Genomic DNA, 23,298 nt, shown 5'->3' with positions numbered 1-23,298 from the left:
GCTAGCCCCGGCGGGTGCGCTGCTCGCCCTGGACGGGGATCGGACCGGTGACGCTCAGCTCGTCCTCCCAGCACTGGATGCCCGTGACCTCGGGCATCCGCGCACGGGTGAAGACAGGGTCGAGCCCCGCACGCCGCTGATCGGAGTAGTCGCGCAGCAGCTTGAACGCGATGCCCGACAGGAGCGCGATCGCCACGAGGTTCACGATCGCCATGAGCCCCATGATGCCGTCGGCCGTGTTCCAGATGATGTCCGCCGAGGCGATCGATCCGAGGAAGATGATCGCGACGACGAGCACGCGGTAGGCGGTGAGGACGGCGGGTCGGCTGCTGATGAACTCGATGTTGGATTCGCCGTAGTAGTAATTGCCGAGAATCGAGCTGAACGCCAGCAGGAAGATGATGATGCTCAGGAGGATGTTCGACCATTCGCCGAGGTTGCTCACGATCGCATTCTGCGTGAGCCCGATGCCCCGGGTCGCGTTCGCGAGGTCGGGCGTGGACACCAGGATGATGAACGCCGTGATCGAGCAGACGAGGAACGTGTCGAAGTAGACCCCGAGGGTCTGGACGAGTCCCTGCTTCACCGGGTGGGTCACCGCCGCGGTGGCGCCCGCGTTCGGCGCAGAGCCGAGACCCGCCTCGTTCGAGAACATGCCGCGCTTGACGCCGGTCATGATGATGGTTCCGAGTGCGGCCCCGACGACCTCGTTGAACCCGAACGCCTGGGTGTAGATCGAGGCGAACACCTCGGGGAGGCGCTCGAAGTTCATACCGACGATCACGAGGCCGAGCAGCAGGTATCCCAGCGCCATCGCCGGTACGACCGCCTGCGTGACGCTGGCGATGCGACGGATGCCGCCGAAGACGACGAGGGCGGTCAGGACGGCCAGGATGATGCCGACGACCCAGGGGATCCAGCCCACTTCGCCGCCGAAGCTCGAGGAGACGGTGGCGCTGATCGTGTTCGCCTGCAGGGAGCTGAAGGCGAAGGGGAAGCAGACGATCAGGATGACGGCGAAGAGGATGCCCATCCAGCGCGCCTTGAGTCCGTGCTGCATGTAGTACGCGGGACCGCCGCGGAAGCCGTCCTTGTCGCGGACCTTGAACGCCTGGCCGAGGGTCGACTCGATGAAGCTCGACGCACCGCCGATGAACGCCATCGTCCACATCCAGAAGATCGCGCCGGGGCCGCCGATGGCGATCGCTGTGCCGACGCCCGCGATGTTCCCGACGCCGACGCGGGAGGCCGCTGAGATCGTGAACGCCTGGAACGCCGAGACCGATTGCGGCTCGCCGTTCTCCTTCCGGGGTGTCCGGTCGGTGAGGGTGCGGAACATCTCCGGTATCAGCCGGAACTGCACCACGCCCGATCGCGCGGTGAAGTACAGGCCGAGGACCACGAGGATCGGCAGCACCACCCACGTCCAGAGCCCATCGCCGGCAGAGAGCACGAAATCGTTGAGCGCGTCCATCGCATCAGTATGGCGGCATGCTGGCGCCCGCGGTGATATTCCGCTTCTAGACCAAGCGCGCGGTCGTGCCTCGGACGTTCAGCTCGTAGGGGAGCTCGGCCGGTATTCCCGCGGCTTCGCCGTCGGCGAGCTTCGCGAGCACGGCATCCGCCGCACGCTCGCCCTGCCCGAGGGGGAACTGGTCGACGGTGCTGAGTCGGAAGAACTCGCCGAGCTCGTGACCGTCGATGCCGACGATCGAGAGGTCGTCCGGCACGGCGAATCCGAGGTCGCGGGCGGCGAGGATCGCCCCGATCGCCATCTCGTCGGATGCCGCGAACACGGCGGTGGGTCGCGGGCCGGGGCGTCCGAGCAGCTGCTTCGCCGCGCGGTATCCGCCCTCGACCGTGAAGTCGGCGGGCTCGAGGAAGGCCGGATTCAGAGGGATGCCGGCCTTCGCCAGTGCCTTCTCGAAGCCCAGGCGACGATTCGTCGGGATGTGGAAGTCGATGTCGAACTCGGGGTTGGCGCCGATGTGGGCGATGTCGCGGTGTCCGAGACCGATCAGGTGCTCGGTCGCCAGCTGGGCCACGGCGACGTCGTCGACGGTGAGGGTGTCGAGCTTGGGGTTCGGCCCGCCGATCGCGATCACCGGCAGGCCGAGGTCGAGCAGGTACTGCGTCTCGTCGTCGTCGAGCTCGATCGACACCGCGATCACGGCATCCACTCGCTGCCGTCGCAGGAAGGTGTCGAACACGTGGCGGCGCACGTCCTTGTCGGCGGTGATGTTGTAGAGGGTGATGTCGTAGCCCTCGCGCATCAGCGCGGACGATACCCCCGACAGCACGGTGCTGAAGAACCATCGGTCGAGGAAGGGCACCACGACCCCGATGTTGCGGGTGCGGCCCGATGCCAGGCTCGACGCGCGGGAGGACACGACGTAGCCGAGCGCCGATGCCGCCTCCTGCACGCGCAGGCGGGCCGACTCCGACACATGGCCTCGGCCGCTCAGCGCGCGCGAGACCGTCGCGGTCGAGACTCCGGCGAGCCGGGCGACCTCATCGATGCTCGCCATGGGGGATCCTCTCTGAGCCGTTCCGGTCGCAGTTCGTGCCGTCGGGCGGTGCCGTGGGCGGCGCGAACTGCGACCTGAACGTCGTGCGGCTTACGCCGTGGTGTACCAGACCGCCGTGTCGACGGGCAGATCGGTGCCCTCGAACGGCTGGCTGCTGACGACGATCGTCGCGTCGGCCGGGAGCGCGAGAGGCTTCTTGCCGAGGTTCGCGACCACGTGCACCGCACCGCGACGGAACGCGACCGCGTGCTTTCCGGCATCCTCCCACACGAGGGAGCCGCTTCCGAAGCCGTGCTCGCGGCGACCGGCGAGCAGCTGCTTGTACAGCGACAGGGTCGAGGTCTCGTCCTTCTCCTCGACCTCGCGCGAGTACGACGCCCAGTCGGCGGGCTGCGGCAGCCACGACGCACCGGTCTCGTTGAAGCCGAACGCCGGAGCATCCGCCTCCCACGGCAGCGGCACACGGCATCCGTCGCGACCGTAGCGCTCGCCGTTGGTGCGGAACCACGTCGGGTCCTGACGGAAGGCGTCGGGGATCTCCATCGCCTCGGGCAGGCCCAGCTCCTCGCCCTGGTAGAGGTATGCCGAACCCGGAAGCGCGAGCATCACGGTCGTCGCCGCGCGAGCGCGGGCGAGTCCGATGGCGGTGTCGGGCTTGTGCGGGGTGTTCGGGCCGATGCCCTCGCCCTGCGGGTTCTCGGCCGTGAGCGCGAGTCGCGACGCGTGGCGCACGACGTCGTGGTTCGACAGCACCCAGGTGCTGGGTGCGCCGACCTCGCCGAACGCGTCGAGGGATTCGCGGATGACAGACCCCAGAGCCTTCGCGTCCCACTCGGTCATGAGGTAGGGGAAGTTGAAGGTCTGGTGCATCTCGTCGGGGCGCACCCACAGGGCGGTCTGCTTGAGCGTCGGCATCCAGGCCTCACCGCACAGCGCGCGGTCGCCGTCGTACTCGGCCAGCACCTTGTGCCAGTCGCGGTAGATGTCGTGCACGCCGTCCTGGCCCCAGTACGGCACGTTCGCCTCGCCGCCGCCCATCGAGTCGGCGTCTGCCGGGGGCGTGTAGTCAGGCAGGCCGTCGGCCTTGATCATGCCGTGGGCCACGTCGACCCGGAAGCCGTCGACGCCGCGGTCGAGCCAGAAGCGCAGGATCGAGCGGAACTCCTCGCGCACCTCTTCGTTGTTCCAGTCGAAGTCGGGCTGCGTCGGGTCGAAGATGTGCAGGTACCACTGGCCCGGCGTGCCGTCGGCCTCGGTCACGCGCTCCCACATGCCGCCGCCGAAGACGGACTCCCAGTTGTTCGGGGGCAGCTCGCCGTTCTTGCCCTTGCCGTCGCGGAAGATGTACCGCGCGCGCTCGGGGCTGCCGGGAGCAGCCTTGAGGGCCTCCTGGAACCAGGCGTGCTGCGCCGACGAGTGGTTGGGGACCAGGTCGACGACGACGCGGATGCCGCGGGCATGCGCCTCGTTCAGCATCGTGTCGAAGTCGTCGAGGGTGCCGAACAGCGGGTCGACGTCGCGGTAGTCGGCGACGTCGTAGCCGGCGTCCCGCTGCGGGCTCGTCATGAACGGGCTCAGCCAGATCGCGTCGACGCCGAGCTCCTTCAGCGAGTCGAGCCGGCTGGTGATGCCGGGCAGGTCGCCGATGCCGTCACCCGAGGCGTCGGCGAACGAACGGGGGTAGATCTGGTAGATGACCGCGCTGCGCCACCACTCGGAACCGGGGGCTGCGATCTGCTCAAGCTGTGCCATGGCAACAGATTAGTGCAAACGCTTACATGATTGCCAGAGCGAGCATCGAATCGATTCGGGGAGCCGATATTCTGCGCCGGTCCGCAGCCGCTTGCAGGCCCGGGAGTATGCTTCGGGCATCCGACCACAGGAGGCTGTCATGGTTCCCGAGATCAACTACTGGGCCGTTCTGCTCGCGACCGCCTCGAGCATGATCGTCGGCTCGATCTGGTACGCGCCGAAGGTGTTCGGCACCCGCTGGTCGAAGCTCGCGAACGTCGACATGGACCGTCCGGGGGCGAGCGCGACGATGGCGATCATCACCACCGTGATCGTGAGCTTCGCGACGGCGTGGGTGCTCGCCGGAGCATCCGCGATCGCCTGGCACTTCTACGACGGATCGTTCTTCTGGGCCGCCGTCGTCACCGGCGTGCTGCTGTGGGCCGGGTTCACGGCCGCGCGGTTCATCACGCACGACGCCTTCGAGGGCCGCCCGACGGCGTTGACCACCATGAACATCGCACACGAGATCGTCACGATCGTGGTCATGGCCGTGATCATCGGCGTCTGGCCGCCGGCTCTCGGCTAGCTCGCCGCGGCATCCGTCGTGAGGTCCTGCGCGAACATGACGAGGATCCCGCTCGGGCCGCGCAGATAGGTGAGCCGGTAGACGCCCTGGTAGTTCGCGACTCCTCGCAGCGGGTGATATCCGTGCCGGGCAGCGATGGCCAGGGACTCGTCGATGTCGTCGACGGAGAACGCCACCCGGTGCATCCCGATCTCGTTCGGCAGGGTCGGCTCGGTCTCGATCGCGTCGGGATGGATGTATTCGAACAGATCGAGCTGACCGTGGCCGTCGGGTGTCTGCAGCACGGCGATCTTCGCGTGGTTGCCGTCGAGGCCGACGGCGGTGTCGGCCCATTCGCCGCTGACCTCGTCCCGACCGAGCACGGTGAGGCCGAGATCGGTGAAGAAGGCGATCGTCGCCTCGAGGTCGCGCACGGCGATGCCGACGTTCTCCAGTGTGATGGGCATGGCTCGCATGCTACTCGCGGGGCGCGACACGCCGGGCGCCTCGAAAGACTAGACCTTCGCCACTTCCGCCGATACTTCCTGGTATGCCAGCATTTTGCACGTGACCTCCTGGTCGCCTGCGGTCGCCGACTGCGGTTCAGACCGAGGGGGTCTTCATGTCGGGTTCATCGCGCCGTTCAGCGCCATGGATGATCGCCGCCGCACTCATCGCCGCCGCGATGGTCGCGGGCGTGACCACCGCGGCCTCCGGTGATGCCCCCGCCGACGACCCGACCGCCGCACCGGATCCGACTCTGTCGGTCGCCCTCGCCTACGAGTTCCTCGATGCGCGCGTCGACGAGTTCTGCGACGGCGCGGGGCACTGCCTTCCCCGCAGCTATCAGGGAGGCTTCTTCACCGACCTGCCGACCTGGGACTTCACCCCGTCGTTCGTCTACGACGACGCCCTCGTCGTGATCGCATACACGGCACGCGGGCTCCCCGACGACATCCGTCGGGCGCGGACCATCGGCGACACCCTGCTCTTCGTGCAGGCGAACGACCCGATCGGCGACGGCCGAGTGCGCACCTCGTACGAGCCGCACGGCATCCGTCAGGGAGGGTCGAGATCACCGGCCCCGGCACGTTCACCGGCAACCAGGCCTGGACCGGTATGGCGCTCGCGCGTCTCTTCCACGCGACCGGCGACTCGAAGTACCTCGACGGGGCGGTGCAGATCGCCGAATGGATCCAGGCCAACACCGCCGACATGGTGCGCGCGCCCTTCGGATACACCGGCGGCCAGCTCGAGAACGGCTCGTCGCTGGAATGGAAGTCCACGGAGCACAACAGCGATATCGCCGGCTTCTTCACGCAGCTCGCACAGCTCACCGGCGACTCCGTCTGGGCCGATCGGGCGGGCGTCGCGTCGGCCTTCGTGGCCGCGATGCAGAGCGCCGACGGCCATGTCGACACGGGCACCCTGCTGGACGGGTCGACGGTCAACACCCGCCCCATTCCCCTCGACGCGCAGACCTGGAGCTCGCTCGCCACGCGCGACCCCCGCTACGACACCTCGCTGGACTGGACGCTGACCCACCTGATCGCGACGGACGGGCAGTATCAGGGCGCGTCGATCAGCGACGCCGACGTGTCGAAGGTGTGGTTCGAGGGATCCGGCCACCTGGCGCTCGCTCTCACGCTGCGCGATGCGCCCGGTGACGCCGAGCGCGTGGAGTCGCTGCTGAGCAGCATCCGCCTCGGTCAGCGCGATGCGCCCAACGGCGACGGCAAGGGGATCGTGGCGACGTCGACCGACGGCCTCGACTCGGGCTTCGGCGACCTCTACTACGCCAGTCTGCACACCGGTGCGACGGCCTGGTACCTGCTCGCCGCCGCGGGCGACAACCCGTTCGCGCTGCCCGTCGACTGACCCGTCGCGCGCGGTCACCACTGCCGCGGCGTCGGGCGCGGTGCGGGGTCACTTTTGCACCGGCGGCGCGGTGCGGGGTCACTATTGCACCCGAATCGCCAGTTTCAGATGCGGAACTGGCCCCGGCAGTGCGCGCGGTGCGGAACTGGCCCCGGCTGTGCGAGCGGGTGCGGAACTGGCCCCGGCTGCGCGAGCGGGTGCGGAACTGGCCGCGGCTGCGCGCGCTTACCGCTTACGCGGCGACGCGGGCGACGGCGGCGATCGCGCTGGTGAAGAAGTCGACGCCGTCGATGCCCGAGCGCATGGCGGCCGAGGTGTCGGGACCGAAGCCGGCCTCGGTCGCGTGCTCGGGGTGCGGCATGAGCCCCACGACGTTGCCCGCCTCGTTGGTGAGTCCGGCGATGTCGCGCAGCGAGCCGTTCGGGTTCACGCCCGCATAGCGGAATGCCACGAGGTTCTCGCCCTCGAGACGGTCGAGCGTCTCCTCGTCGGCGATGTACCCGCCGTCGGCGTTCTTCAGCGGGATCGTGATCTCCTGGCCCGTGCGGAAGTGGTTGGTCCACGCGGTGTCGGAGTTCTCGACGATCAGCTTCTGATCGCGCCGCACGAAGTGCTGGTGGTCGTTGCGGATCAGCCCGCCGGGCAGCAGGTGCGCCTCGACCAGCATCTGGAAGCCGTTGCAGATGCCGAGGATCGGCATGCCCTTGGCCGCGGCGTCCTTGACCTCCGCCATGATCGGCGAGAGCGCGGCGATCGCACCGGCGCGCAGGTAGTCGCCGTAGCTGAAGCCGCCGGGCAGCACCAGGGCGTCGACGCCCTCGAGATCGTGCGAACCGTGCCAGAGGGCGACCGGCTCGGCGCCGGCGATGCGCACGGCGCGCTGGGCGTCGCGGTCGTCGAGAGAGCCCGGGAAGGTGATGACGCCGATGCGCGTGGTCACTCGGCGACCTCGATGCCGACGACGTCCTCGATCACGGAGTTGGAGAGCACCTCATCGGCGATGCGGCGGGCCTCGGCGAGGATCTCGTCGGTGACCTCGCCTTCGACGGTGAGCTCGAAGCGCTTGCCGATGCGGACATCGGAGAAGCCCTCGACGCCCAGACGGGAGAATGCGCCGGACACGGCTTTCCCCTGCGGGTCGAGCAGTTCGGGCTTGGGCATGACGTCGACGACGATGGTGGGCATGAACGGCTCCGGAAGTCGCGGGCGGACGGGCGTGTCCAGTCTACCGGCTCGGGACTCGCCCGATTCCCGGGTGACGGGGCTCAGGCGTGGAAGACGGTGTGCAGGTCGCCGATCGCCTCGCGGCCGCCGAGGCCGTCGATCTCGAACAGCACGGAGATGCCGACGACGTGGCTGCCCAGGCGCTCGACCAGTTCGCGTCCGGCGGCGAGCGTGCCCCCGGTGGCGAGCACGTCGTCGATGAGCAGCACGCGGGATCCGGCGGGCAGATCGTCGTGCATCTCGATCGTCGCGGTGCCGTATTCGAGGGCGTAGTCGACGGATGCCGCGGGGCGGGGCAGCTTGCCGGCCTTGCGGATCGGGATGAGGCCGACGCCTGCGGCGATCGCGGCCGCTCCGGCGAGGATGAAGCCGCGCGCCTCGATGCCCGCCACGACGTCGAACTGTCCGGCGAACGGCGCGATGATCGCATCGGTGGTCGCCTGCAGAGCCTCGGCGTCGGCGAGCAGCGGGGTGATGTCACGGAAGATGATCCCCGCCTCGGGATAGTCGGGGATGCTGCGGATCAGGGATTCGGCGCGGACGAGGGCGGGGGAGAGATCGGTGTCGGGCACCGGTCAAGGCTACGCGAAAGGCTCGGGCTTGACACCGTGGGAGCGCTCCCATAGAGTCACTGGACAGTGCGTGGGAGCGCTCCCACAGGATTCCTCACGGGAAGCCATCACGGAAAGCCCCCGCACGACCCCGAGCACCACCCGCACCACCACTGCACGACCCACCACAAAGGAGTGAACTGTGAACACACGTGCCCGTAAGCGGATCCTGACGACAGCAGCCGTCGCATCCGTCTCCGCCCTGGCCCTCGCCGGCTGCGCCTCCGCCGATGCCGGCGACAGCGCTTCCGGTGACGAGAAGGTCACACTGACCGTCACCACCTTCGGCACCTTCGGATACGACGACCTCTACGACGAGTACGAGAAGGCGAACCCGAACGTCACGATCGAGGCGACCAACATCGACACCGGCGGCAACGCCCGCACCGACGCGTTCACGAAGATCGCAGCCGGCTCGGGTCTCAGCGACGTCGTCGCGATCGAGGAGGGGTGGCTCGGCGCGATCATGGACGTCTCCGACACCTTCGTCGACCTGCGCGACTACGGCATCGAAGACCGCAAGTCCGACTGGGTCGACTGGAAGTACGGACAGGCGACCGACGCCGAGGGCCGCGTGATCGGCTACGGCACCGACATCGGCCCGAGCGGCATCTGCTACAACGGCGCCGCCTTCGAGGCGGCCGGCCTGCCCAGCGACCGCGAGTCCGTCGCCGAGCTGCTGAACGGCGACTGGGAGAACTACTTCGCGGTCGGCGCCGAGTACACGGCCAAGACCGGCAAGGCCTGGTACGACCACTCCGGTTTCGTCTGGAACGCCATGGTCAACCAGCTCGACGAGGGGTACTACACCTCTGACGGCGAGCTGAACGTCGAGGACAACGCCGAGCTGAAGGAGCGCTTCGAGCTGCTCGGAGCCGCGACCGAAGGCGGTCAGTCCGCTGCGCAGACCGCGTGGGACTGGAACGGCGGCAAGTCGTTCGTCGACGGCACCTTCGCCACGTTCGTCTGCCCGGGCTGGATGCTCGGCGTCGTGCAGGGCCAGGTCGAGGCCGGCGGCGGCGACGCCTCCACCGGCTGGGACTTCGCCGACGTCTTCCCCGGCGGCGCAGCCAACTGGGGCGGCGCGTTCCTGTCGATCCCCGAGAGCTCGCAGCACAAGGAGGCCGCGGCCGACCTCGCAAACTGGCTGACGCAGCCCGAGCAGCAGGTCAAGCAGTCCGCCGCCGCGGGCAACTTCCCGTCGACGATCAAGGCGCAGGAGACGCTCTCGTCCGAGGCGACTCCGAACGCGTTCTTCAACGACGCACCCACCGGTGCCATCCTCGCCGAGCGTGCCAAGGGCGTCGTCGCCCAGTTCAAGGGCGCCGATGACTCGGTGATCCAGGAGAACGTCTTCGGTCCGGCCCTCAGCGGCCTCGACCGTGGCGAGACCGACACCCAGGGCGCCTGGGATGCCGCGGTCGAGCTCCTGAACGAGCTGGTCGACTGACCCAGCCACCGCATCCGTTCCGGTCGCAGTTCGTGCCGCGCCGCCTTCACCGGGGCGGCACGGGCTGCGACCGGAGCACCACGGAAGCCCGGAACAGGACCAAGGAAGAGTCATGACCCTCACGCATGAGCGCTCGGAGACGGCATCCGCGTCGTCGAACGACGCGAAGAGCCCGAAGACGGATGCCGCGGCTCGGCGTCCCTGGCGGCACCGCGTCTCGCGGTTCGACCAGAACGCCTCCCCGTACTTCTACATCTCGCCGTTCTTCCTGCTCTTCGGGCTGGTCGGACTCTTCCCGCTGCTCTACACGGTGTGGGTGGCCGTGCACGAGTGGGACCTGCTCAAGGGGCAGGGCGAGTTCATCGGCGCCGGGAACTTCGTCGAGATCCTCGGCGACCCGATGTTCTGGAACTCGATCTTCAACACCCTGAGCATCTTCCTGCTGTCGGCGATCCCGCAGCTCGCGGTCGCCCTGGTGATCGCCTACCTCCTCGACCGCGGCCTGCGTGCCCCGACGTTCTGGCGCATGAGCGTTCTCATCCCGTTCGTCGTCACCCCCGTCGCCGTCGCCATCATCTTCTCGAGCATCTTCAACGAGGCCGACGGCCTCGCCAACAACCTGCTCAATCTGATCGGCATCGCCGACCAGGAGTGGAAGCACAACACGGCCCTGTCGCACCTCGCGATCGCCGTGATGGTGAACTTCCGCTGGACCGGCTACAACGCCCTCATCCTCCTCGCCGCCATGCAGGCGGTGCCGCGCGATCTCTACGAGTCGGCAGCCCTCGACGGAGCCGGCGCTGCTCGCCGGTTCTTCTCGATCACGATCCCCACGATCCGCCCGACGCTGATCTTCGTGATCATCACGGCGACGATCGGCGGTCTGCAGATCTTCGCCGAGCCCCGGCTGTTCGACGTCTCGACCGCGGGCGGCATCGGCGGCAGCGACCGGCAGTTCCAGACGACCGTGCTGTTCCTGTGGGAGCTCGCCTTCTTCCGCCGGGACCTCGGCGAAGCATCCGCCGTCGCCATCCTGCTGTTCCTGCTCATCGTCGGCATCGGCGTCATCAACTTCCTGATCTCCCGACGCATCTCGACCGGGGATGCTCCGAAGAGCCGCGCCGCGCGCCGACGAGCCCGCACCGCCGCTGCCGCCGCAGCCGCGACGGCCGCCGCCGGCACGACGATCGCCACCACGACCGAGGAGAATGCGCGATGACCGCCACCCAGGCGCTGAGCGTCCCCGAGAAGATCCGCCGCCGTCGAGGCGCCGTGGGCGGCAACGCCGGGATCGGCAGCCGCCCCGGCTTCCTCACCTACGGCCTGCTCGCCGCGTTCATCATCGGCAGCGTCTACCCGCTGTGGTGGTCGGTCGTCGTGGCGAGCGGCACGAACGCCACGCGTGGCGAAACCCTGCCGCTGATCCCCGGCGGCAACTTCTTCACCAACGCCGCCAAGGTGTTCGACGCGATCCCGTTCTGGCTCGCTCTGGGCAACTCGTTCCTCATCTCGGCGATCATCACGGTCTCGGTCGTCACGTTCTCGACGCTGGCCGGCTATGCCTTCGCCAAGCTGCGCTTCAAGGGCCGCGACGGACTGATGATCTTCGTGATCGCGACCATGGCGATCCCGACGCAGCTCGGCATCATCCCGCTGTTCATGCTGATGCGGGAGCTCGGCTGGACCGGATCGATCGGCGCGGTCATCGTGCCGACACTGGTCACCGCCTTCGGCGTCTTCTTCATGCGGCAGTACCTGGTCGACGTGATCCCGGACGAGCTGATCGAGGCGGCGCGGATGGACGGCGCGAACCAGTTCCGCACGTTCCTCACCGTCGGCATCCCGGCCGCTCGCCCTGCCATGGCGATCCTCGGCCTCTTCACCTTCATGACTGCGTGGACCGACTACCTCTGGCCGCTGATCGTGCTCTCCCCGCAGAACCCGACACTGCAGACGGCCCTCAGCCAGCTGCAGTCCGGCTACTACATCGACTACTCCATCGTGCTCGCCGGTGCGGTGCTCGCGACCCTTCCGCTGCTCGTCCTGTTCGTCGTGGCGGGCCGGCAGCTGGTCAGTGGCATCATGGCGGGCGCGGTGAAAGGATGACCCCTATGACCCGTGCCTTTCCCGAGAACTTCCTGTTCGGCGCCGCGACAGCGGCGTACCAGATCGAAGGGGCGGCTTTCGAAGACGGGCGCACCGCGTCGATCTGGGATGCCTTCAGCAGGGAGCCCGGCGCCGTGATCGGCGGCGACAACGGCGATGTGGCGTGCGACCACTACCACCGCTATCCGCAGGACGTCGCTCTCATGAAGGAGCTCGGGCTGCAGACCTACCGCTTCTCGACCTCGTGGTCGCGCGTCCGGCCCGACGGCGGCGCGGTCAACGCGAAGGGCGTCGACTTCTACGAGCGCCTGGTCGACGAGCTGCTCGCGAACGACATCCTGCCCTGGCTGACGCTCTATCACTGGGACATGCCGCAGGCGCTGCAGGAGACCGGCGGGTGGACCAACCGTGACACCGTCGGACGCTTCCTCGAGTACGCCGGCACGATGCACGACGCCCTGGGCGATCGGGTGAACGTGTGGACGACCCTGAACGAGCCGTGGTGCTCGTCGTTCCTCTCTTATACCGGCGGCGAGCACGCTCCGGGTCACACGAGCGTCGCCGAGGGTCTGCTCTCGGCGCACCACCTGCTGCTCGCCCACGGCGAGACGGTCCGTGAGTTGCGTGGCCGGGATGCGAGCCTGAATCTCGGCATCACGCTGAACCACACGGTCGCAGACCCCGCCGATCCGACCAACCCCGCAGACATCGACGCCGCGCGTCGCGTCGACGGCCAGTTCAACCGCTGGTTCCTCGACCCGATCTACCGGGGCGTGTACCCGGACGACATCATCCGGGACATCCGGTCGGTGGATGCCGATGCCGTCGCCCGCTTCACGGATGCCGTGCACGACGGCGACCTCGACGTCATCTCTCAGCGCATCGACACGCAGGGTGTCAACTACTACCACGGCGACTTCGTCTCGGGCACGGCTCCCGCCCCTGAGCGGACCCCGCTCAGCGGCGGACCCGCGACCGACCGGGTCGGTCGAAGCCCGTATCCGTCGAGCGAGGGCATCCACCCCGTCGAACGCGGACTCCCGCGCACGGCGCAGAACTGGGAGGTGCAGCCCGAGGGGCTCACCCGTCTGCTGCAGCGCGTGTGGACCGAGTACGCCGAGCCCGCCGGAACCGTGCTGTACATGACCGAGAACGGTGCCGCCTATGACGACGTCGCGGTCGTCGAAGACGGTGAGACCCGCGTGCACGACGAGGACCGCACCGAGTTCCTGCGCCTGCACCTGGCCGCCGTGCTCGATGCGGCGGATGCCGGCGTCGACGTGCGCGGCTACTTCTACTGGTCGATGTTCGACAACTTCGAGTGGGCCTGGGGCTACGACAAGCGGTTCGGCATCGTGCGCGTCGACTACGACACCCAGGAGCGGAGTCTGAAGGACTCCGGTCGGGAGTACGCTCGCATCATCGCCGCTCGCGCTCTCTGACGCCGGGCGGCGTCACCAGGGAGCATCCGGCCTCGCCGCCGGACGGAGGGAGAGTCGTGTCGTCACGAGCGACCATCGAAGAGGTGGCATCGGCCGCCGGAGTCTCACGGTCGACGGTGTCACGCGTCGTCAACGGGTCGACGGCGGTGAGTCCTGAAGCCCTCGAGTCGGTGAAGCGGGCCATCGAGGAGCTCAGCTACGTGCCCAACCGCGCGGCTCGCTCACTCGCGTCCCGACAGACCCACGCGATCGCCCTGATCGTGCCCGAGGACACCACGCGGTTCTTCGGAGATCCCTTCTTCGCGGCGATCGTCGCGGGCATCACGGGGCGCTCCGCGGCTCTGACTACCTGCTCAACCTGCTGATCGCGAGCGACGACCCCGGCGACAAGATGACGAGCTTCGTGCGCAACGGCGGTGTGGACGGCGCGCTCATCGTCTCGCACCACACGAGCGACGCGTTCATCGACCGGGTCGCCGATGCCGTGCCCGTGGTCTGGGGCGGCAGGCCGGTGCGCATCCGCGAGGGCGACTACGTGGTCGACGTCGACAACGTCGCCGGCGCCCGCACCGCCACCCAGCACCTGATCGAGACCGGTCGCACGCGGATCGCCACGATCTCGGGGCCCATCACGATGGTCTCCTCCGTCGACCGTGTGCAGGGCTTCCGCGGGGCACTGGCCGATGCAGGGCTCTCGCCGTTCGCCGAGGAGGCCGGTGACTACAGCGAAGCCAGCGGAGCGGATGCCGCGCGCCGCATCCTCGCGGCGGGGCGTCCGGATGCGATCTTCGTCGCCAGCGACCTCATGGCCCGTGGCGCGCTCACGGCGCTGCGCTCGGCCGGCATCCGTGTTCCCGAGGACGTGGCGCTCGTCGGGTTCGACGACTCGTCGGTCGCGCTGAGCACCGACCCGCCGCTGACCACCATGCGGCAGCCCATGTACGCGCAGGGCGAGGCCATGGCCGGAGTGCTGCTCTCGCGCCTGGCCGGACGCGACCCGGCGCACACGACGATCCTGCCGACCGAACTCGTGGTGCGCGCCTCGTCGTGACCTCGCGCGGGCCGGATCGAACGGGTGCGACCGAAGAACACGGATGCGGACCATACGCCCCTCCAGGTCGGTCCGCATCCGTGGGTCTTCGGGCGATCAGCCGATCCGGTCCCGTGACCGCTGATCGATCGTCGCGGGCCACGGCAGCGTCGCCCACGGGCCGTTGCGCTTGGGCATCACTGCCGTCGCGAAATCCGTCCACACTTCGCCGTACTTCTCGAACGACTCCGCGTCGAGGTTCCCGTCGCTCCAGTGCATGACCCGTCCGGCGATGTAGCTCAGGCCGAAATCGACCCATGACACGAACGACGGGCGGGTGTCGACGTTGATCCGATGGATGATGCGGCGGGCCTCTGCGACGTCGGCGTATCCGAGCGCGACACCCCACGTCGTCATCGCCACGGCCTGACCGAGCGCATACGCGTCGAGAGTGCGCACATACACATCGGGCGTCACGACATCTTTCCCGACTCGTCTGCGCACCTCGCGCTCGATGCGCTCGATGCCGGCCACGAACGGCAACGCGTCGCGCGCATCTCCGCCTTCGGCGACGATCCCCGCGAGCCACTCCCGCGTGGTCGGCACACGCCCGAGGGCGGTGTCCAGGTCGTTGCGGACAGCCAGACGGAGCACCCAGGCCTGGCGTCGACGTCGCACGGTGCTGAGGTGGTCGATCATGCCGAGCCAGTCGTCACGGGAGTGGATGCCCCACGTCTCGGCGACGAGCGCCCTGTCGTCAGGTCCCAGCGAGGGGGCCGTCGGGTCGTTCCAGGGCCCGGACGGGAGGGAGCTGATCTGCAGCAGGCCCAGCGCGATCTCGTTCGCCTCGGTGTCGGTGGTGGAGAACCGCTCGGATGGCGCGAGCCTCTGGGGACGCGTGAACCATGATGTCGGGCTCATCACACTCCTGAGGGTGGGGCCTGGGGCCGCTCATAGCTTGAACAGCTATTCAGTCGCTAATATATAGCCTCCGGGGGAAATCCGAAGTCGTCCGATGCTGGGGAGCGGGACACCGATGGCACGTTCAGACGAACACAACCGGGCCGCGCGGGAGCGCGCCCGCGAAGCCATTCTCGAATCGGCCATCATCCTGTTCGCCGAACGTGGGGTCTCCGGCGCGAGCATCGCCGAGATCACCCGCCGCGCCGGGGTCGCGCAGGGACTCGTGAGCTACCACTTCGGCGGCAAGGACCAGCTCGTGGCCGCCGTGATCGACCGCTGGTACGAGGCGCTCTTCGCGATCCCGCAGGTCGAGGGGCCCGCCGACGTCCGGCTCGCCGGGATCATCGACGGTGCTCTCGCCGCCACCGGTTTCGCCCTCCCGGTGCAGCGAGCGGTGTTCGCGATGCAGCAGCAGCCCAGCACCCACCGCATGTTCGCCGAGGCCGAGACCCGGTTCGCGGAGCAGGCGATCGCATCGGAGAACGCCGTCCGCGAGATCTTCCGCGAGAGGGTGCCGCCGATCCTCCGCTCGAGGAGATCATGCTGCGCACCACCCTCGAGGGCGTCTTCATGAAGTACGCCGTCTACGGCGACACCTACCCGCTCGAAGACGCCCGACGCTGGGTGCGGCGTCTCTACGGCCTGCCCGAGCCCGAGGCGCCGCTTCCGCTGCAACTCGCGCCCCGGGATCCGGACGCGAGGACCAGGGCGGCGGGGGCTCTGCGGGACGAGGAGTGACCGAGCTGCGGCCGACCCTCCACCGCGGACGGCGTCAGCCCAGCTGCATCCGGGCGAAGGCCCCGAGCACCACGCGCTCGGACTGCACGAGGTAGCGCTCGAGCTCGGCCGCGCCGGCCGCCGCACCGCGGGCGAGGAAGGTGTCGAGCACCGCGCGGTTCTTGCGCACGAACGGCTCGTGCAGCGAGCGAGGATCGTCGATCTTCAGGAACGCGAGTCTCAGCTCTGCCGCGAGGTCACGGTAGGTGCGGGCCAGGCGGGGGCTGTCCGCGAGCGACACCAGGGCGACATGGAACGCCATGTTGGCGCTGCCCACCGCGCGCCACGTCTCGGCGTCGTCGAGGAGTGCGTCGTGCGCCGCGGCCTCGGCGGCGAGCACGGCCTCCTGCATCTGCTGGACCGCCGGATGCTCCGGCTCGGAGTGCAGGAGCGCGGTGCACTCGATGATGCGACGTGCGCGATAGATGTCGATCACGTCGGCGATCGACGGCGAGGCGACGGAGACGCCCCGGTGCGGCACGTGCTCGAGCAGACCCTGCTCGGAGAGGGCGCGGAACGCCTCGCGCAGCGTGTTGCGTGCCACGCCGAAGTGCTCCGCGATGGCCGATTCCGACAGTCGGGAACCGGGTGCGAAGGCGCCGTCGATGATCTGCTGTCGGAGCGCATCGGCGAGCATGCCCTGCTGGTTCATGCCTTCATCGTAGGCGGCGGCCGGAGCGGATCGTTCGAGGAAGCGTCCGCGCCATCACGCGAATGCAACTCCGCCGTAGCACAGCGGAAACAAAGTTGTTGAACAATATTGCTCGATCCGTTCTACACTGGGTGTCACTCGACACCCACCAACGACGATGGGAATCCCCCGCAATGTCAGAGAACACCGCAGCCCCGCTGTCCGCCGAAGACGAAGTCCGGCTCTCCGCCGCCAAGAGACGCGCCGGCCGCAGCGCCGTGATCGGCGCCATCTTCCTGATGGCCACCAGCGCCATCGGTCCCGGGTTCATCACCCAGACGGCCACCTTCACCGCGACGATGGGGGCGGCCTTCGCGTTCGCGATCCTCGTCTCGATCCTCGTCGACATCGCCGTGCAGCTGAACGTGTGGCGCATGATCACCTCCTCCGGCATGCGCGCCGGGGAACTCGCCAACAGGGCAATCCCGTTCTCCGGGCACGTGATCGCCGTGCTCGTCGTCATCGGCGGCCTCGCGTTCAACATCGGCAACATCGCGGGTGGCGGCCTGGGCATGAACGCGCTGCTCGGCATCGATCCCAAGCTCGGCGGAGCGCTGACCGCCGCCCTCGCGATCATCATCTTCCTCATCAAGAAGGCCGGTCCGGTGATGGACATCGTGCTCGTCGTGCTCGGCATCGGCATGATCGTGATGACCGTGATCGTCGCGGTGATCGCCCAGCCGCCCATCGGCGAGGCGCTGCGCCAGACGTTCGCGCCGGACGAGCTCAACTTCGCCACGATCACCACGATCGTCGGCGGAACGGTCGGCGGATACATCACCTACTCGGGTGCCCACCGCTACCTCGACTCGGGTCACACCGGTCCCGAGCAGGCGGGTCCTGTCATGCGCGCCGCGGCGAACGGCATCCTCGTCACCGGCATCATGCGCTACGTGCTGTTCCTCGCGGTCCTCGGCGTGGTCGCCTCGGGCGTCTCGCTCGACCTGTCGAGCCAGGCCGCGAACCCCGCGGGACAGGCCTTCGGCGCCGTGCTCGGCGACGCGGGACTCCGCATCTTCGGCGCGATCTTCTGGGCCGCCGCGATCAGCTCGGTGATCGGCGCGGCATACACGTCAGCGACCTTCCTCTCGACCTTCACGAAGAAGCTCCGGGGCGGATGGCCGCTGCAGCTGGCCACCGTCGCCTTCATCGTCGTGTCGCTGATCGTCTACCTCTCGATCGGCACCGCGCCGGCCGCGATCCTCGTCTTCGTCGGCGGCTTCAACGGGCTCATCCTCCCCATCGGCCTCACGGTGTTCATGTACATCGGCTGGTTCCGCCGTGACCTGCTCGGCTCGAAGAAGTACCCGCTGTGGCTGCTCATCGCCGGCACGCTCGTGACGCTGCTGACCTGGTACATGGGCATCGTCTCGGTCGGCCCCATCTTCGCCTTCCTCGGAATCGGAGCGTGACCCCATGACATCGATCGACCTGAACTCCGACCTCGGCGAGAACGTCCCCGACCGGGTGGTCAGCGACGACGAGAGCATGCTGCGCCTCGTGACGAGCGCGAACGTGGCGTGCGGGTTCCACGCGGGCAGCCCCGAGGGCATCCGATCGACTCTCGAGAGCGCCGTGGCCGGAGGCGTCGTGATCGGCGCGCACCCCGGCTACCGCGACTACGAGAACTTCGGCCGCACGAAGGTCGAGATCGACTCGGCCACCCTGCAGGCGCACGTCGAGTACCAGCTCGGTGCCGTGATCGGTCTTGCCGCAGCCGTCGGTGGCACGGTCGCCTACGTCAAGCCGCACGGAGCGCTCTACAACACGATCGCCCGCGACGAGCGGCAGTCGAAGGACGTGGTGGCGGCGATCCGCGCGATCGACCCGAACCTCGTGCTGCTGGGTCTGGCCGGAGGCGTCGTGCTCGACGTCGCCGAGCGTGCGGGCCTGCAGATCGCGGCCGAGGCCTTCGCCGATCGGGCGTATCAGCCCGACGGCCAGCTCGTCTCACGAACCGAGGCGGGCTCGGTGCTGCACGACCCCGTCGCGGTCGCCGAGCGCATGGTGCGCCTCGCCGGCGAAGGAGTGATCCGCGCGATCGACGGCACCGACGTGCCCGTCAGCGCGCAGTCGATCTGCGTGCACGGCGACAGCCCCGGCTCGGTGGCCATGGCCGCCGAGACCAAGCGGATGCTGCAGGACGCCGGCATCACGATCGCACCGTTCGCGGGAGTCTGAGATGACCGTTCTCGCCACCCCCGACCAGCTCGCCGCCGCGCGGGCAGCGCGAGCCGCCATCCGGGCGGGGCACGCCGCGCCGACCAGCGGCGTCGCCGTCGGACTGACGCAGGCGAACCTCATCTCGGTGCCCGCGGACTGGGCCTTCGAGACGCTGCTCTTCGCGCAGCGCAACCCGAAACCGTGCCCCGTGCTCGAGGTCATCGAACAGGGCGAGGTGGAATCGCGGCTCGCCCCGGGCAGCGACATCCGCACGGACATCGGCCGGTACCGCGTCTGGCGCGACGGCGAACTGGTCGACGAGGTCTCCGATGCGACCGAGGCGTGGGAGGAGCAACCCGACCTCGTCTCGTTCCTGATCGGATGCAGCTTCACGTTCGAGTCCGGGCTCGTGCAGGCGGGCATCCCGATCCGCCATCAGGAACTCGGACGCAACGTTCCGATGTACCGCACCGCAGTGCCCTGCACCCCCGCGGGCAGGCTGAGCGGCGAGATGGTCGTGTCGATGCGACCGATCCCCGCGGACCGCGTGGCCGATGCCGTGCAGATCTCCGGCCGCACCCCCGCCGTGCACGGAGCCCCGGTGCACATCGGCGACCCCGTATCGCTCGGCATCGCAGACCTCGCCCGCCCCGACTTCGGCGATGCCCCTGAGGTGCGCGAGGGCGAGGTGCCGGTGTTCTGGGCGTGCGGCGTCACGCCGCAGGCCGCCATCATGGCCTCGAAGCCGCCGTTCGCCATCACCCACGCGCCCGGCTACATGTTCATCACCGATGTCCCCGATGCGGAGTACCTGGTCTGATGCGCATCCTCACGGCATCCGACCACGCGCTTCTCGTCGAGGCGGCCGACCTCGACGAGGCGATGCGTCTGAACCTCGCGTGGGACGGCGTGCACGGCGTGGTCGAGCGCATCCCCGGCGCTCGCACGGTGCTCGTGCGGTTCGATCCGCTGGCGGTGTCGGCCGCCGATCTCGCCGGCGCGCTCGCCGCGACCGAGATCGACACCGCTCATCTGCCGGCCACGGGTGAGGTCACCGTTCCGGTGCGGTACGACGGAGAGGACCTCGACGAGGCGGCATCCCTGCTGGGTGTCTCGGCATCCGAGCTCGTGAACCGCCACCTCGCCGCCGAGTGGACGGTCGCCTTCTCGGGCTTCGCCCCCGGCTTCGGGTATGTGGTGAGCAGTGATCCGCTGTTCGATGTGCCCCGCCGCTCGTCGCCCCGCACCCGTGTGCCGGCCGGATCCGTGGCCCTGGCTGGCCAGTTCACCGGCGTGTACCCGCGCGAGAGCCCCGGCGGATGGCAGCTCATCGGACGCACGGACGCCCTGATGTGGGACATCGATCGCGACCCTCCTGCGCTGCTGTCGCCCGGCACGACGGTGCGGTTCGAGCAGGTGCGGGCGCAGGCCGTGATGTCGGACAACGCAGACGATCGTGCCGACGCGCGGCGCGTCACCGAGCGAGACGCCGCCGCGAGCGCGACGGACCCGGGTTCTCCGGCGTCCCCGGCCGTCGAGGTCGTGCGTCCGTCGATGCAGCTGCTGGTGCAGGATGCCGGTCGTCCGGGATTCGCGGCGCTCGGCGTCTCAGCGTCCGGTGTCGCCGATCGCCGCGCCATGCGCGAGGCGAACCGCGCAGTGGGCAATGCGAGCGGCGCGGCGGTGCTCGAGAGCGTCGGCGGTGCCGTGCTGCGATTCCGGGGCGCCGGGGTCGCCGCTGTCACGGGCGCTGTCGGGACGCTCGACCTGATCGACGCGGACGGTGTGGCGCGTCGCATCGCCCATGGCGCGCCCTTCGCCACCGTCGAGGGCGACGAGCTCACGCTGGGGCATCCGACCAGCGGGCTGCGCTACGTCATCGCGGTCCGTGGCGGAGTGGCCGTCGACACGGCGCTCGACAGCCGCGCGAGCGACACCCTCGCCGGGCTCGGGCCCGATCCGCTGGCTGCCGGAGACGTGCTGCGCATCGGCGATTCCGCACGGCATCCCGTCGAGCCGGATGTCACCCCGCGGACGCTGCCGGCATCCGGTGACGTCGTCGACCTCGAGATCACCCTCGGCCCTCGGGACGACTGGTTCACCCCGCAGCGCTCTCGACGCTCGCCGGCCAGGAGTGGACCGTGACCCCGCGGTCCGACCGCGTCGGCATCCGGCTCGAGGGCGACAGGCCCCTCGCGCGCTCCGTCGGAGGCGAGCTGCCCAGCGAAGGGGCGGTCACCGGGGCGATCCAGGTGCCGCCTGACGGTCAGCCCGTGCTGTTCCTCCCGGATCACCCGCTCACCGGCGGGTATCCGATCATCGGCGCCCTCAGCGATCGCAGTCTCGACCTCGCCGCGCAGCTGCCGCCCGGCGTGCGCATCCGTTTCATCGTCAAGGAGACCTCATGACCAAGGTGCTGATCGCGAATCGCGGAGAGATCGCCGTGCGCGTCATCCGCGCCTGCGCCGAAGCCGGGTACACGTCGATCGCGGTCTACGCCGACCAGGATGCCGATGCGCTGCACGTGCGGCTCGCCGATGAGGCCGTCGGACTGGGGGAGACACCGCTGCGACGACCTATCTCTCGATCGATGCGCTGCTGGACGCGGCCCGCACGAGCGGAGCGGATGCTGTGCACCCGGGTTACGGATTCCTCTCGGAGAGCGCAGAGTTCGCGCGGGCCGTCGAGGGTGCGGGCCTCATCTGGATCGGCCCGTCGCCCGACAGCATCGATGCGCTCGGCGACAAGATGACCGCGCGCCGGATCGCGCAGCGGGTCGGGGCACCCCTGGCCGCCGGCACCGACCAGCCGCTCGCCGGCCCCGAGGAGGCCGTGGCCTTCGCAGAGGAGCACGGGCTTCCGATCGCGATCAAGGCGGCGTTCGGCGGAGGCGGCCGGGGGCTGAAGGTGGTGCATGAGCTGTCGAAGGTCGCGGATGCCTTCGAGGCCGCGACGCGCGAGGCCATCGCCGCCTTCGGGCGGGGGAGTGCTTCGTCGAGCGCTTCCTCGAGAGCCCGCGCCACATCGAGGTCCAGGTGCTCGGTGACGGACTCGGCGGCGTCGTGGTCGTCGGCGATCGAGACTGCTCGATGCAGCGACGCAATCAGAAGCTCATCGAAGAGGCACCCGCGCCGGGCCTGTCGAGGATCAGCGCACGCGGTTCCACGACGCGGCCAGGGCGATCTGCGCCGAGGTGCAGTACCGCGGCGCAGGGACCGTCGAGTTCCTCCTCGCTGCCGACGGCACGATCTCCTTCCTCGAGGTGAACACCCGACTCCAGGTGGAGCACCCCGTCACCGAAGAGGTCACCGGCACGGATCTCGTGCGCGAGCAGTTCCGCATCGCCTTCGGCGAGGGGATCTCGTTCACCGAGACGCCCGTGCCGACCGGGCACGCCTTCGAGTTCCGCATCAACGCCGAAGACCCGGGTCGCGGATTCCTGCCCAGCCCCGGTCGTGTCGAGGTGCTGCGGATCCCCGGCGGGCCCGGTGTGCGCTGGGACAGCGGCATCGAGGCGGGCGACGTCGTTCAGCCCGCCTTCGACTCGATGATCGCGAAGCTCGTCGTGCATGCCGACAACCGCGACGCGGCCCTCGTGCGGGCGCGTCGGGCGCTGCGCGAGCTGGTCGTCGAGGGGCCGGCCACGGTCATCCCGTTCGATCTGCTGGCGCTCGACGACGAGGCGTTCGCCACCGAGACCTTCGCGGTGCACACCCAGTGGATCGAGAGCACCCTGCTGCCGCGCCTCGAGCCGCAACTGCGTCCCGCCCCCGCACCGGACGCCGCTCTCCAGCGCTTCCCCGTCGAGATCGACGGGCGCCGTGTCGTGCTCGGGCTCCCGATGGCGCTGCTCACGGGGCTCGGCGGCCTGGCGGATGCCGGAGGTGCGCCGCCCGCATCCGATCCGACCGAGCTGCGTGCTCCGGCACCGGGAACGCTCGTGCGGTGGCTCGCAGACGACGGGGCGAGCGTCGCCGAGGGCGATCCGATCGCGGTGCTCGACGCCATGAAGATGGAGACCGCGGTCACCGCCCATCGTGCCGGCACGCTGTCGCACCGCGTGGAGCTCTCGGCCTCGGTCGCGCCCGACGCGGTGCTCGCCGTCATCGCCTGAGAGCTACCGCGCCCTGACCCAG

Annotated in this window: 20 protein-coding genes and 3 pseudogenes; 14 read left to right on the top strand and 9 right to left on the bottom strand. The window is 69.2% G+C overall.

Going from position 1 to position 23,298, the window contains the following annotated elements; genetic code table 11:
* Position 1: 1 nt before the first annotated feature.
* The 3 genes from ACZZ93_RS09080 to ACZZ93_RS09070 form a co-directional block, all read right to left on the bottom strand.
* Positions 2-1,474 carry an alanine/glycine:cation symporter family protein gene (locus ACZZ93_RS09080; protein WP_187248937.1) on the bottom strand — a complete coding sequence of 491 codons (1,473 nt, stop codon included), beginning with the start codon at positions 1,472-1,474 and terminating at the stop codon, positions 2-4.
* 46 nt (positions 1,475-1,520) lie between these two features.
* On the bottom strand, positions 1,521-2,528 hold the full coding sequence (locus ACZZ93_RS09075) for a LacI family DNA-binding transcriptional regulator (protein ID WP_187248936.1): 1,008 nt from the start codon (positions 2,526-2,528) through the stop codon (positions 1,521-1,523).
* A gap of 90 nt (positions 2,529-2,618) precedes the next feature.
* Positions 2,619-4,280: a glycoside hydrolase family 13 protein gene (locus ACZZ93_RS09070; RefSeq protein ID WP_053098582.1), complete on the bottom strand. Its 1,662-nt coding sequence runs from the start codon at positions 4,278-4,280 to the stop codon at positions 2,619-2,621.
* Between the two features lie 139 nt (positions 4,281-4,419).
* On the opposite strand from ACZZ93_RS09070, the gene ACZZ93_RS09065 reads away from it, so the two are divergent.
* The gene (locus tag ACZZ93_RS09065) at positions 4,420-4,848 is read left to right on the top strand and encodes a DUF1761 domain-containing protein (protein ID WP_053098583.1); all 429 of its coding nucleotides are present in this window, start codon (positions 4,420-4,422) and stop codon (positions 4,846-4,848) included.
* Here ACZZ93_RS09065 and ACZZ93_RS09060 read toward each other — a convergent pair.
* A complete protein-coding gene (locus ACZZ93_RS09060; protein WP_463510913.1) occupies positions 4,845-5,294 on the bottom strand; it encodes a VOC family protein in 450 nt (149 codons plus the stop codon). The genes ACZZ93_RS09065 and ACZZ93_RS09060 overlap by 4 nt on opposite strands.
* A gap of 652 nt (positions 5,295-5,946) precedes the next feature.
* Between ACZZ93_RS09060 and ACZZ93_RS09055 the strand changes: the two genes are divergently transcribed.
* Positions 5,947-6,705, top strand: a complete 759-nt coding sequence (locus ACZZ93_RS09055; RefSeq protein WP_463510912.1) for a hypothetical protein — start codon at positions 5,947-5,949, stop codon at positions 6,703-6,705.
* A gap of 232 nt (positions 6,706-6,937) precedes the next feature.
* On the opposite strand, the gene purQ is transcribed toward ACZZ93_RS09055, so the two are convergent.
* The 3 genes from purQ to ACZZ93_RS09040 form a co-directional block, all read right to left on the bottom strand.
* Positions 6,938-7,645: a phosphoribosylformylglycinamidine synthase subunit PurQ gene (purQ, locus tag ACZZ93_RS09050; RefSeq protein WP_463510911.1), complete on the bottom strand. Its 708-nt coding sequence runs from the start codon at positions 7,643-7,645 to the stop codon at positions 6,938-6,940.
* The gene (purS, locus tag ACZZ93_RS09045; RefSeq protein ID WP_053098586.1) at positions 7,642-7,890 is read right to left on the bottom strand and encodes a phosphoribosylformylglycinamidine synthase subunit PurS; all 249 of its coding nucleotides are present in this window, start codon (positions 7,888-7,890) and stop codon (positions 7,642-7,644) included. Before purS ends, purQ begins: the two co-directional genes overlap by 4 nt.
* An 80-nt stretch (positions 7,891-7,970) precedes the next feature.
* Positions 7,971-8,501 (bottom strand): adenine phosphoribosyltransferase, encoded by a 531-nt coding sequence (locus ACZZ93_RS09040; protein ID WP_053098587.1) that lies wholly within the window; start codon positions 8,499-8,501, stop codon positions 7,971-7,973.
* A gap of 181 nt (positions 8,502-8,682) precedes the next feature.
* Between ACZZ93_RS09040 and ACZZ93_RS09035 the strand changes: the two genes are divergently transcribed.
* The 5 genes and pseudogenes from ACZZ93_RS09035 to ACZZ93_RS09015 all read left to right on the top strand — a co-directional run bounded on the left by ACZZ93_RS09035 (position 8,683) and on the right by ACZZ93_RS09015 (position 14,589).
* Positions 8,683-9,990: an ABC transporter substrate-binding protein gene (locus tag ACZZ93_RS09035; protein WP_053098588.1), complete on the top strand. Its 1,308-nt coding sequence runs from the start codon at positions 8,683-8,685 to the stop codon at positions 9,988-9,990.
* Positions 9,991-10,102: 112 nt separating this feature from the next.
* On the top strand, positions 10,103-11,209 hold the full coding sequence (locus tag ACZZ93_RS09030; RefSeq protein WP_285363808.1) for a carbohydrate ABC transporter permease: 1,107 nt from the start codon (positions 10,103-10,105) through the stop codon (positions 11,207-11,209).
* Entirely contained in the window at positions 11,206-12,096 is an 891-nt protein-coding gene (locus ACZZ93_RS09025; RefSeq protein ID WP_053098590.1) for a carbohydrate ABC transporter permease, read from the top strand. The genes ACZZ93_RS09030 and ACZZ93_RS09025 overlap by 4 nt, the downstream gene beginning before the upstream one ends.
* A gap of 5 nt (positions 12,097-12,101) precedes the next feature.
* The gene (locus ACZZ93_RS09020; protein ID WP_295103424.1) at positions 12,102-13,538 is read left to right on the top strand and encodes a GH1 family beta-glucosidase; all 1,437 of its coding nucleotides are present in this window, start codon (positions 12,102-12,104) and stop codon (positions 13,536-13,538) included.
* A 56-nt stretch (positions 13,539-13,594) separates the two neighbouring features.
* Positions 13,595-14,589, top strand: a pseudogene (locus tag ACZZ93_RS09015) (LacI family DNA-binding transcriptional regulator).
* 96 nt (positions 14,590-14,685) lie between these two features.
* Here ACZZ93_RS09015 and ACZZ93_RS09010 read toward each other — a convergent pair.
* Positions 14,686-15,489: a DUF1266 domain-containing protein gene (locus ACZZ93_RS09010; RefSeq protein WP_463510910.1), complete on the bottom strand. Its 804-nt coding sequence runs from the start codon at positions 15,487-15,489 to the stop codon at positions 14,686-14,688.
* 115 nt (positions 15,490-15,604) lie between these two features.
* Between ACZZ93_RS09010 and ACZZ93_RS09005 the strand changes: the two genes are divergently transcribed.
* Together ACZZ93_RS09005 and ACZZ93_RS09000 are read left to right on the top strand one after the other, a co-directional pair.
* Positions 15,605-16,105 carry a TetR/AcrR family transcriptional regulator gene (locus tag ACZZ93_RS09005; protein ID WP_463510909.1) on the top strand — a complete coding sequence of 167 codons (501 nt, stop codon included), beginning with the start codon at positions 15,605-15,607 and terminating at the stop codon, positions 16,103-16,105.
* Positions 16,072-16,269, top strand: coding sequence for a hypothetical protein (locus tag ACZZ93_RS09000; RefSeq protein ID WP_463510908.1), 198 nt, complete (start codon positions 16,072-16,074; stop codon positions 16,267-16,269). The genes ACZZ93_RS09005 and ACZZ93_RS09000 overlap by 34 nt, the downstream gene beginning before the upstream one ends.
* A 34-nt stretch (positions 16,270-16,303) precedes the next feature.
* Here the strand turns inward: ACZZ93_RS09000 and ACZZ93_RS08995 are convergent, their stop codons facing one another.
* Positions 16,304-16,960: a GntR family transcriptional regulator gene (locus ACZZ93_RS08995; protein WP_053098594.1), complete on the bottom strand. Its 657-nt coding sequence runs from the start codon at positions 16,958-16,960 to the stop codon at positions 16,304-16,306.
* Positions 16,961-17,133: 173 nt separating this feature from the next.
* Here ACZZ93_RS08995 and ACZZ93_RS08990 point away from each other — a divergent pair, with 173 nt between their 5' ends.
* From ACZZ93_RS08990 to ACZZ93_RS08970, 5 genes and pseudogenes are all read left to right on the top strand, one after another.
* A complete protein-coding gene (locus ACZZ93_RS08990; protein WP_056276475.1) occupies positions 17,134-18,411 on the top strand; it encodes an NRAMP family divalent metal transporter in 1,278 nt (425 codons plus the stop codon).
* Positions 18,412-18,415: 4 nt separating this feature from the next.
* On the top strand, positions 18,416-19,180 hold the full coding sequence (locus ACZZ93_RS08985) for a LamB/YcsF family protein (protein WP_394194858.1): 765 nt from the start codon (positions 18,416-18,418) through the stop codon (positions 19,178-19,180).
* A gap of 1 nt (position 19,181) precedes the next feature.
* Complete coding sequence (locus ACZZ93_RS08980) at positions 19,182-19,982, top strand: putative hydro-lyase (protein WP_363519352.1); 801 nt, start codon at positions 19,182-19,184, stop codon at positions 19,980-19,982.
* Positions 19,982-21,570, top strand: a pseudogene (locus tag ACZZ93_RS08975) (5-oxoprolinase subunit B/C family protein). The gene ACZZ93_RS08980 and the pseudogene ACZZ93_RS08975 overlap by 1 nt, the downstream one beginning before the upstream one ends.
* Positions 21,567-23,276: pseudogene (locus ACZZ93_RS08970) on the top strand (acetyl/propionyl/methylcrotonyl-CoA carboxylase subunit alpha). The pseudogenes ACZZ93_RS08975 and ACZZ93_RS08970 overlap by 4 nt, the downstream one beginning before the upstream one ends.
* Positions 23,277-23,298 lie beyond the last annotated feature (22 nt).

It is taken from the genome of Microbacterium sp. AC026, assembly GCF_979258475.1.
The sequence above is the reverse complement of the archived record's forward strand: the minus strand, read 5'-3'. Positions and strand labels throughout refer to the sequence as shown.

Excerpts from the sequence above, each read along its gene's own strand:
- ACZZ93_RS09080 (WP_187248937.1), bottom strand. The coding sequence starts at position 1,474 with ATGGACGCGCTCAACGATTTCGTGCTCTCTGCCGGCGATGGGCTCTGG.
- ACZZ93_RS09075 (WP_187248936.1), bottom strand. The coding sequence starts at position 2,528 with ATGGCGAGCATCGATGAGGTCGCCCGGCTCGCCGGAGTCTCGACCGCG.
- ACZZ93_RS09070 (WP_053098582.1), bottom strand. The coding sequence starts at position 4,280 with ATGGCACAGCTTGAGCAGATCGCAGCCCCCGGTTCCGAGTGGTGGCGC.
- ACZZ93_RS09065 (WP_053098583.1), top strand. The coding sequence starts at position 4,420 with ATGGTTCCCGAGATCAACTACTGGGCCGTTCTGCTCGCGACCGCCTCG.
- ACZZ93_RS09060 (WP_463510913.1), bottom strand. The coding sequence starts at position 5,294 with ATGCCCATCACACTGGAGAACGTCGGCATCGCCGTGCGCGACCTCGAG.
- ACZZ93_RS09055 (WP_463510912.1), top strand. The coding sequence starts at position 5,947 with ATGGCGCTCGCGCGTCTCTTCCACGCGACCGGCGACTCGAAGTACCTC.
- purS (WP_053098586.1), bottom strand. The coding sequence starts at position 7,890 with ATGCCCACCATCGTCGTCGACGTCATGCCCAAGCCCGAACTGCTCGAC.
- ACZZ93_RS09030 (WP_285363808.1), top strand. The coding sequence starts at position 10,103 with ATGACCCTCACGCATGAGCGCTCGGAGACGGCATCCGCGTCGTCGAAC.
- ACZZ93_RS09025 (WP_053098590.1), top strand. The coding sequence starts at position 11,206 with ATGACCGCCACCCAGGCGCTGAGCGTCCCCGAGAAGATCCGCCGCCGT.
- ACZZ93_RS09020 (WP_295103424.1), top strand. The coding sequence starts at position 12,102 with ATGACCCGTGCCTTTCCCGAGAACTTCCTGTTCGGCGCCGCGACAGCG.
- ACZZ93_RS09010 (WP_463510910.1), bottom strand. The coding sequence starts at position 15,489 with ATGAGCCCGACATCATGGTTCACGCGTCCCCAGAGGCTCGCGCCATCC.
- ACZZ93_RS09005 (WP_463510909.1), top strand. The coding sequence starts at position 15,605 with ATGGCACGTTCAGACGAACACAACCGGGCCGCGCGGGAGCGCGCCCGC.
- ACZZ93_RS09000 (WP_463510908.1), top strand. The coding sequence starts at position 16,072 with ATGCTGCGCACCACCCTCGAGGGCGTCTTCATGAAGTACGCCGTCTAC.
- ACZZ93_RS08995 (WP_053098594.1), bottom strand. The coding sequence starts at position 16,960 with ATGAACCAGCAGGGCATGCTCGCCGATGCGCTCCGACAGCAGATCATC.
- ACZZ93_RS08990 (WP_056276475.1), top strand. The coding sequence starts at position 17,134 with ATGTCAGAGAACACCGCAGCCCCGCTGTCCGCCGAAGACGAAGTCCGG.
- ACZZ93_RS08985 (WP_394194858.1), top strand. The coding sequence starts at position 18,416 with ATGACATCGATCGACCTGAACTCCGACCTCGGCGAGAACGTCCCCGAC.
- ACZZ93_RS08980 (WP_363519352.1), top strand. The coding sequence starts at position 19,182 with ATGACCGTTCTCGCCACCCCCGACCAGCTCGCCGCCGCGCGGGCAGCG.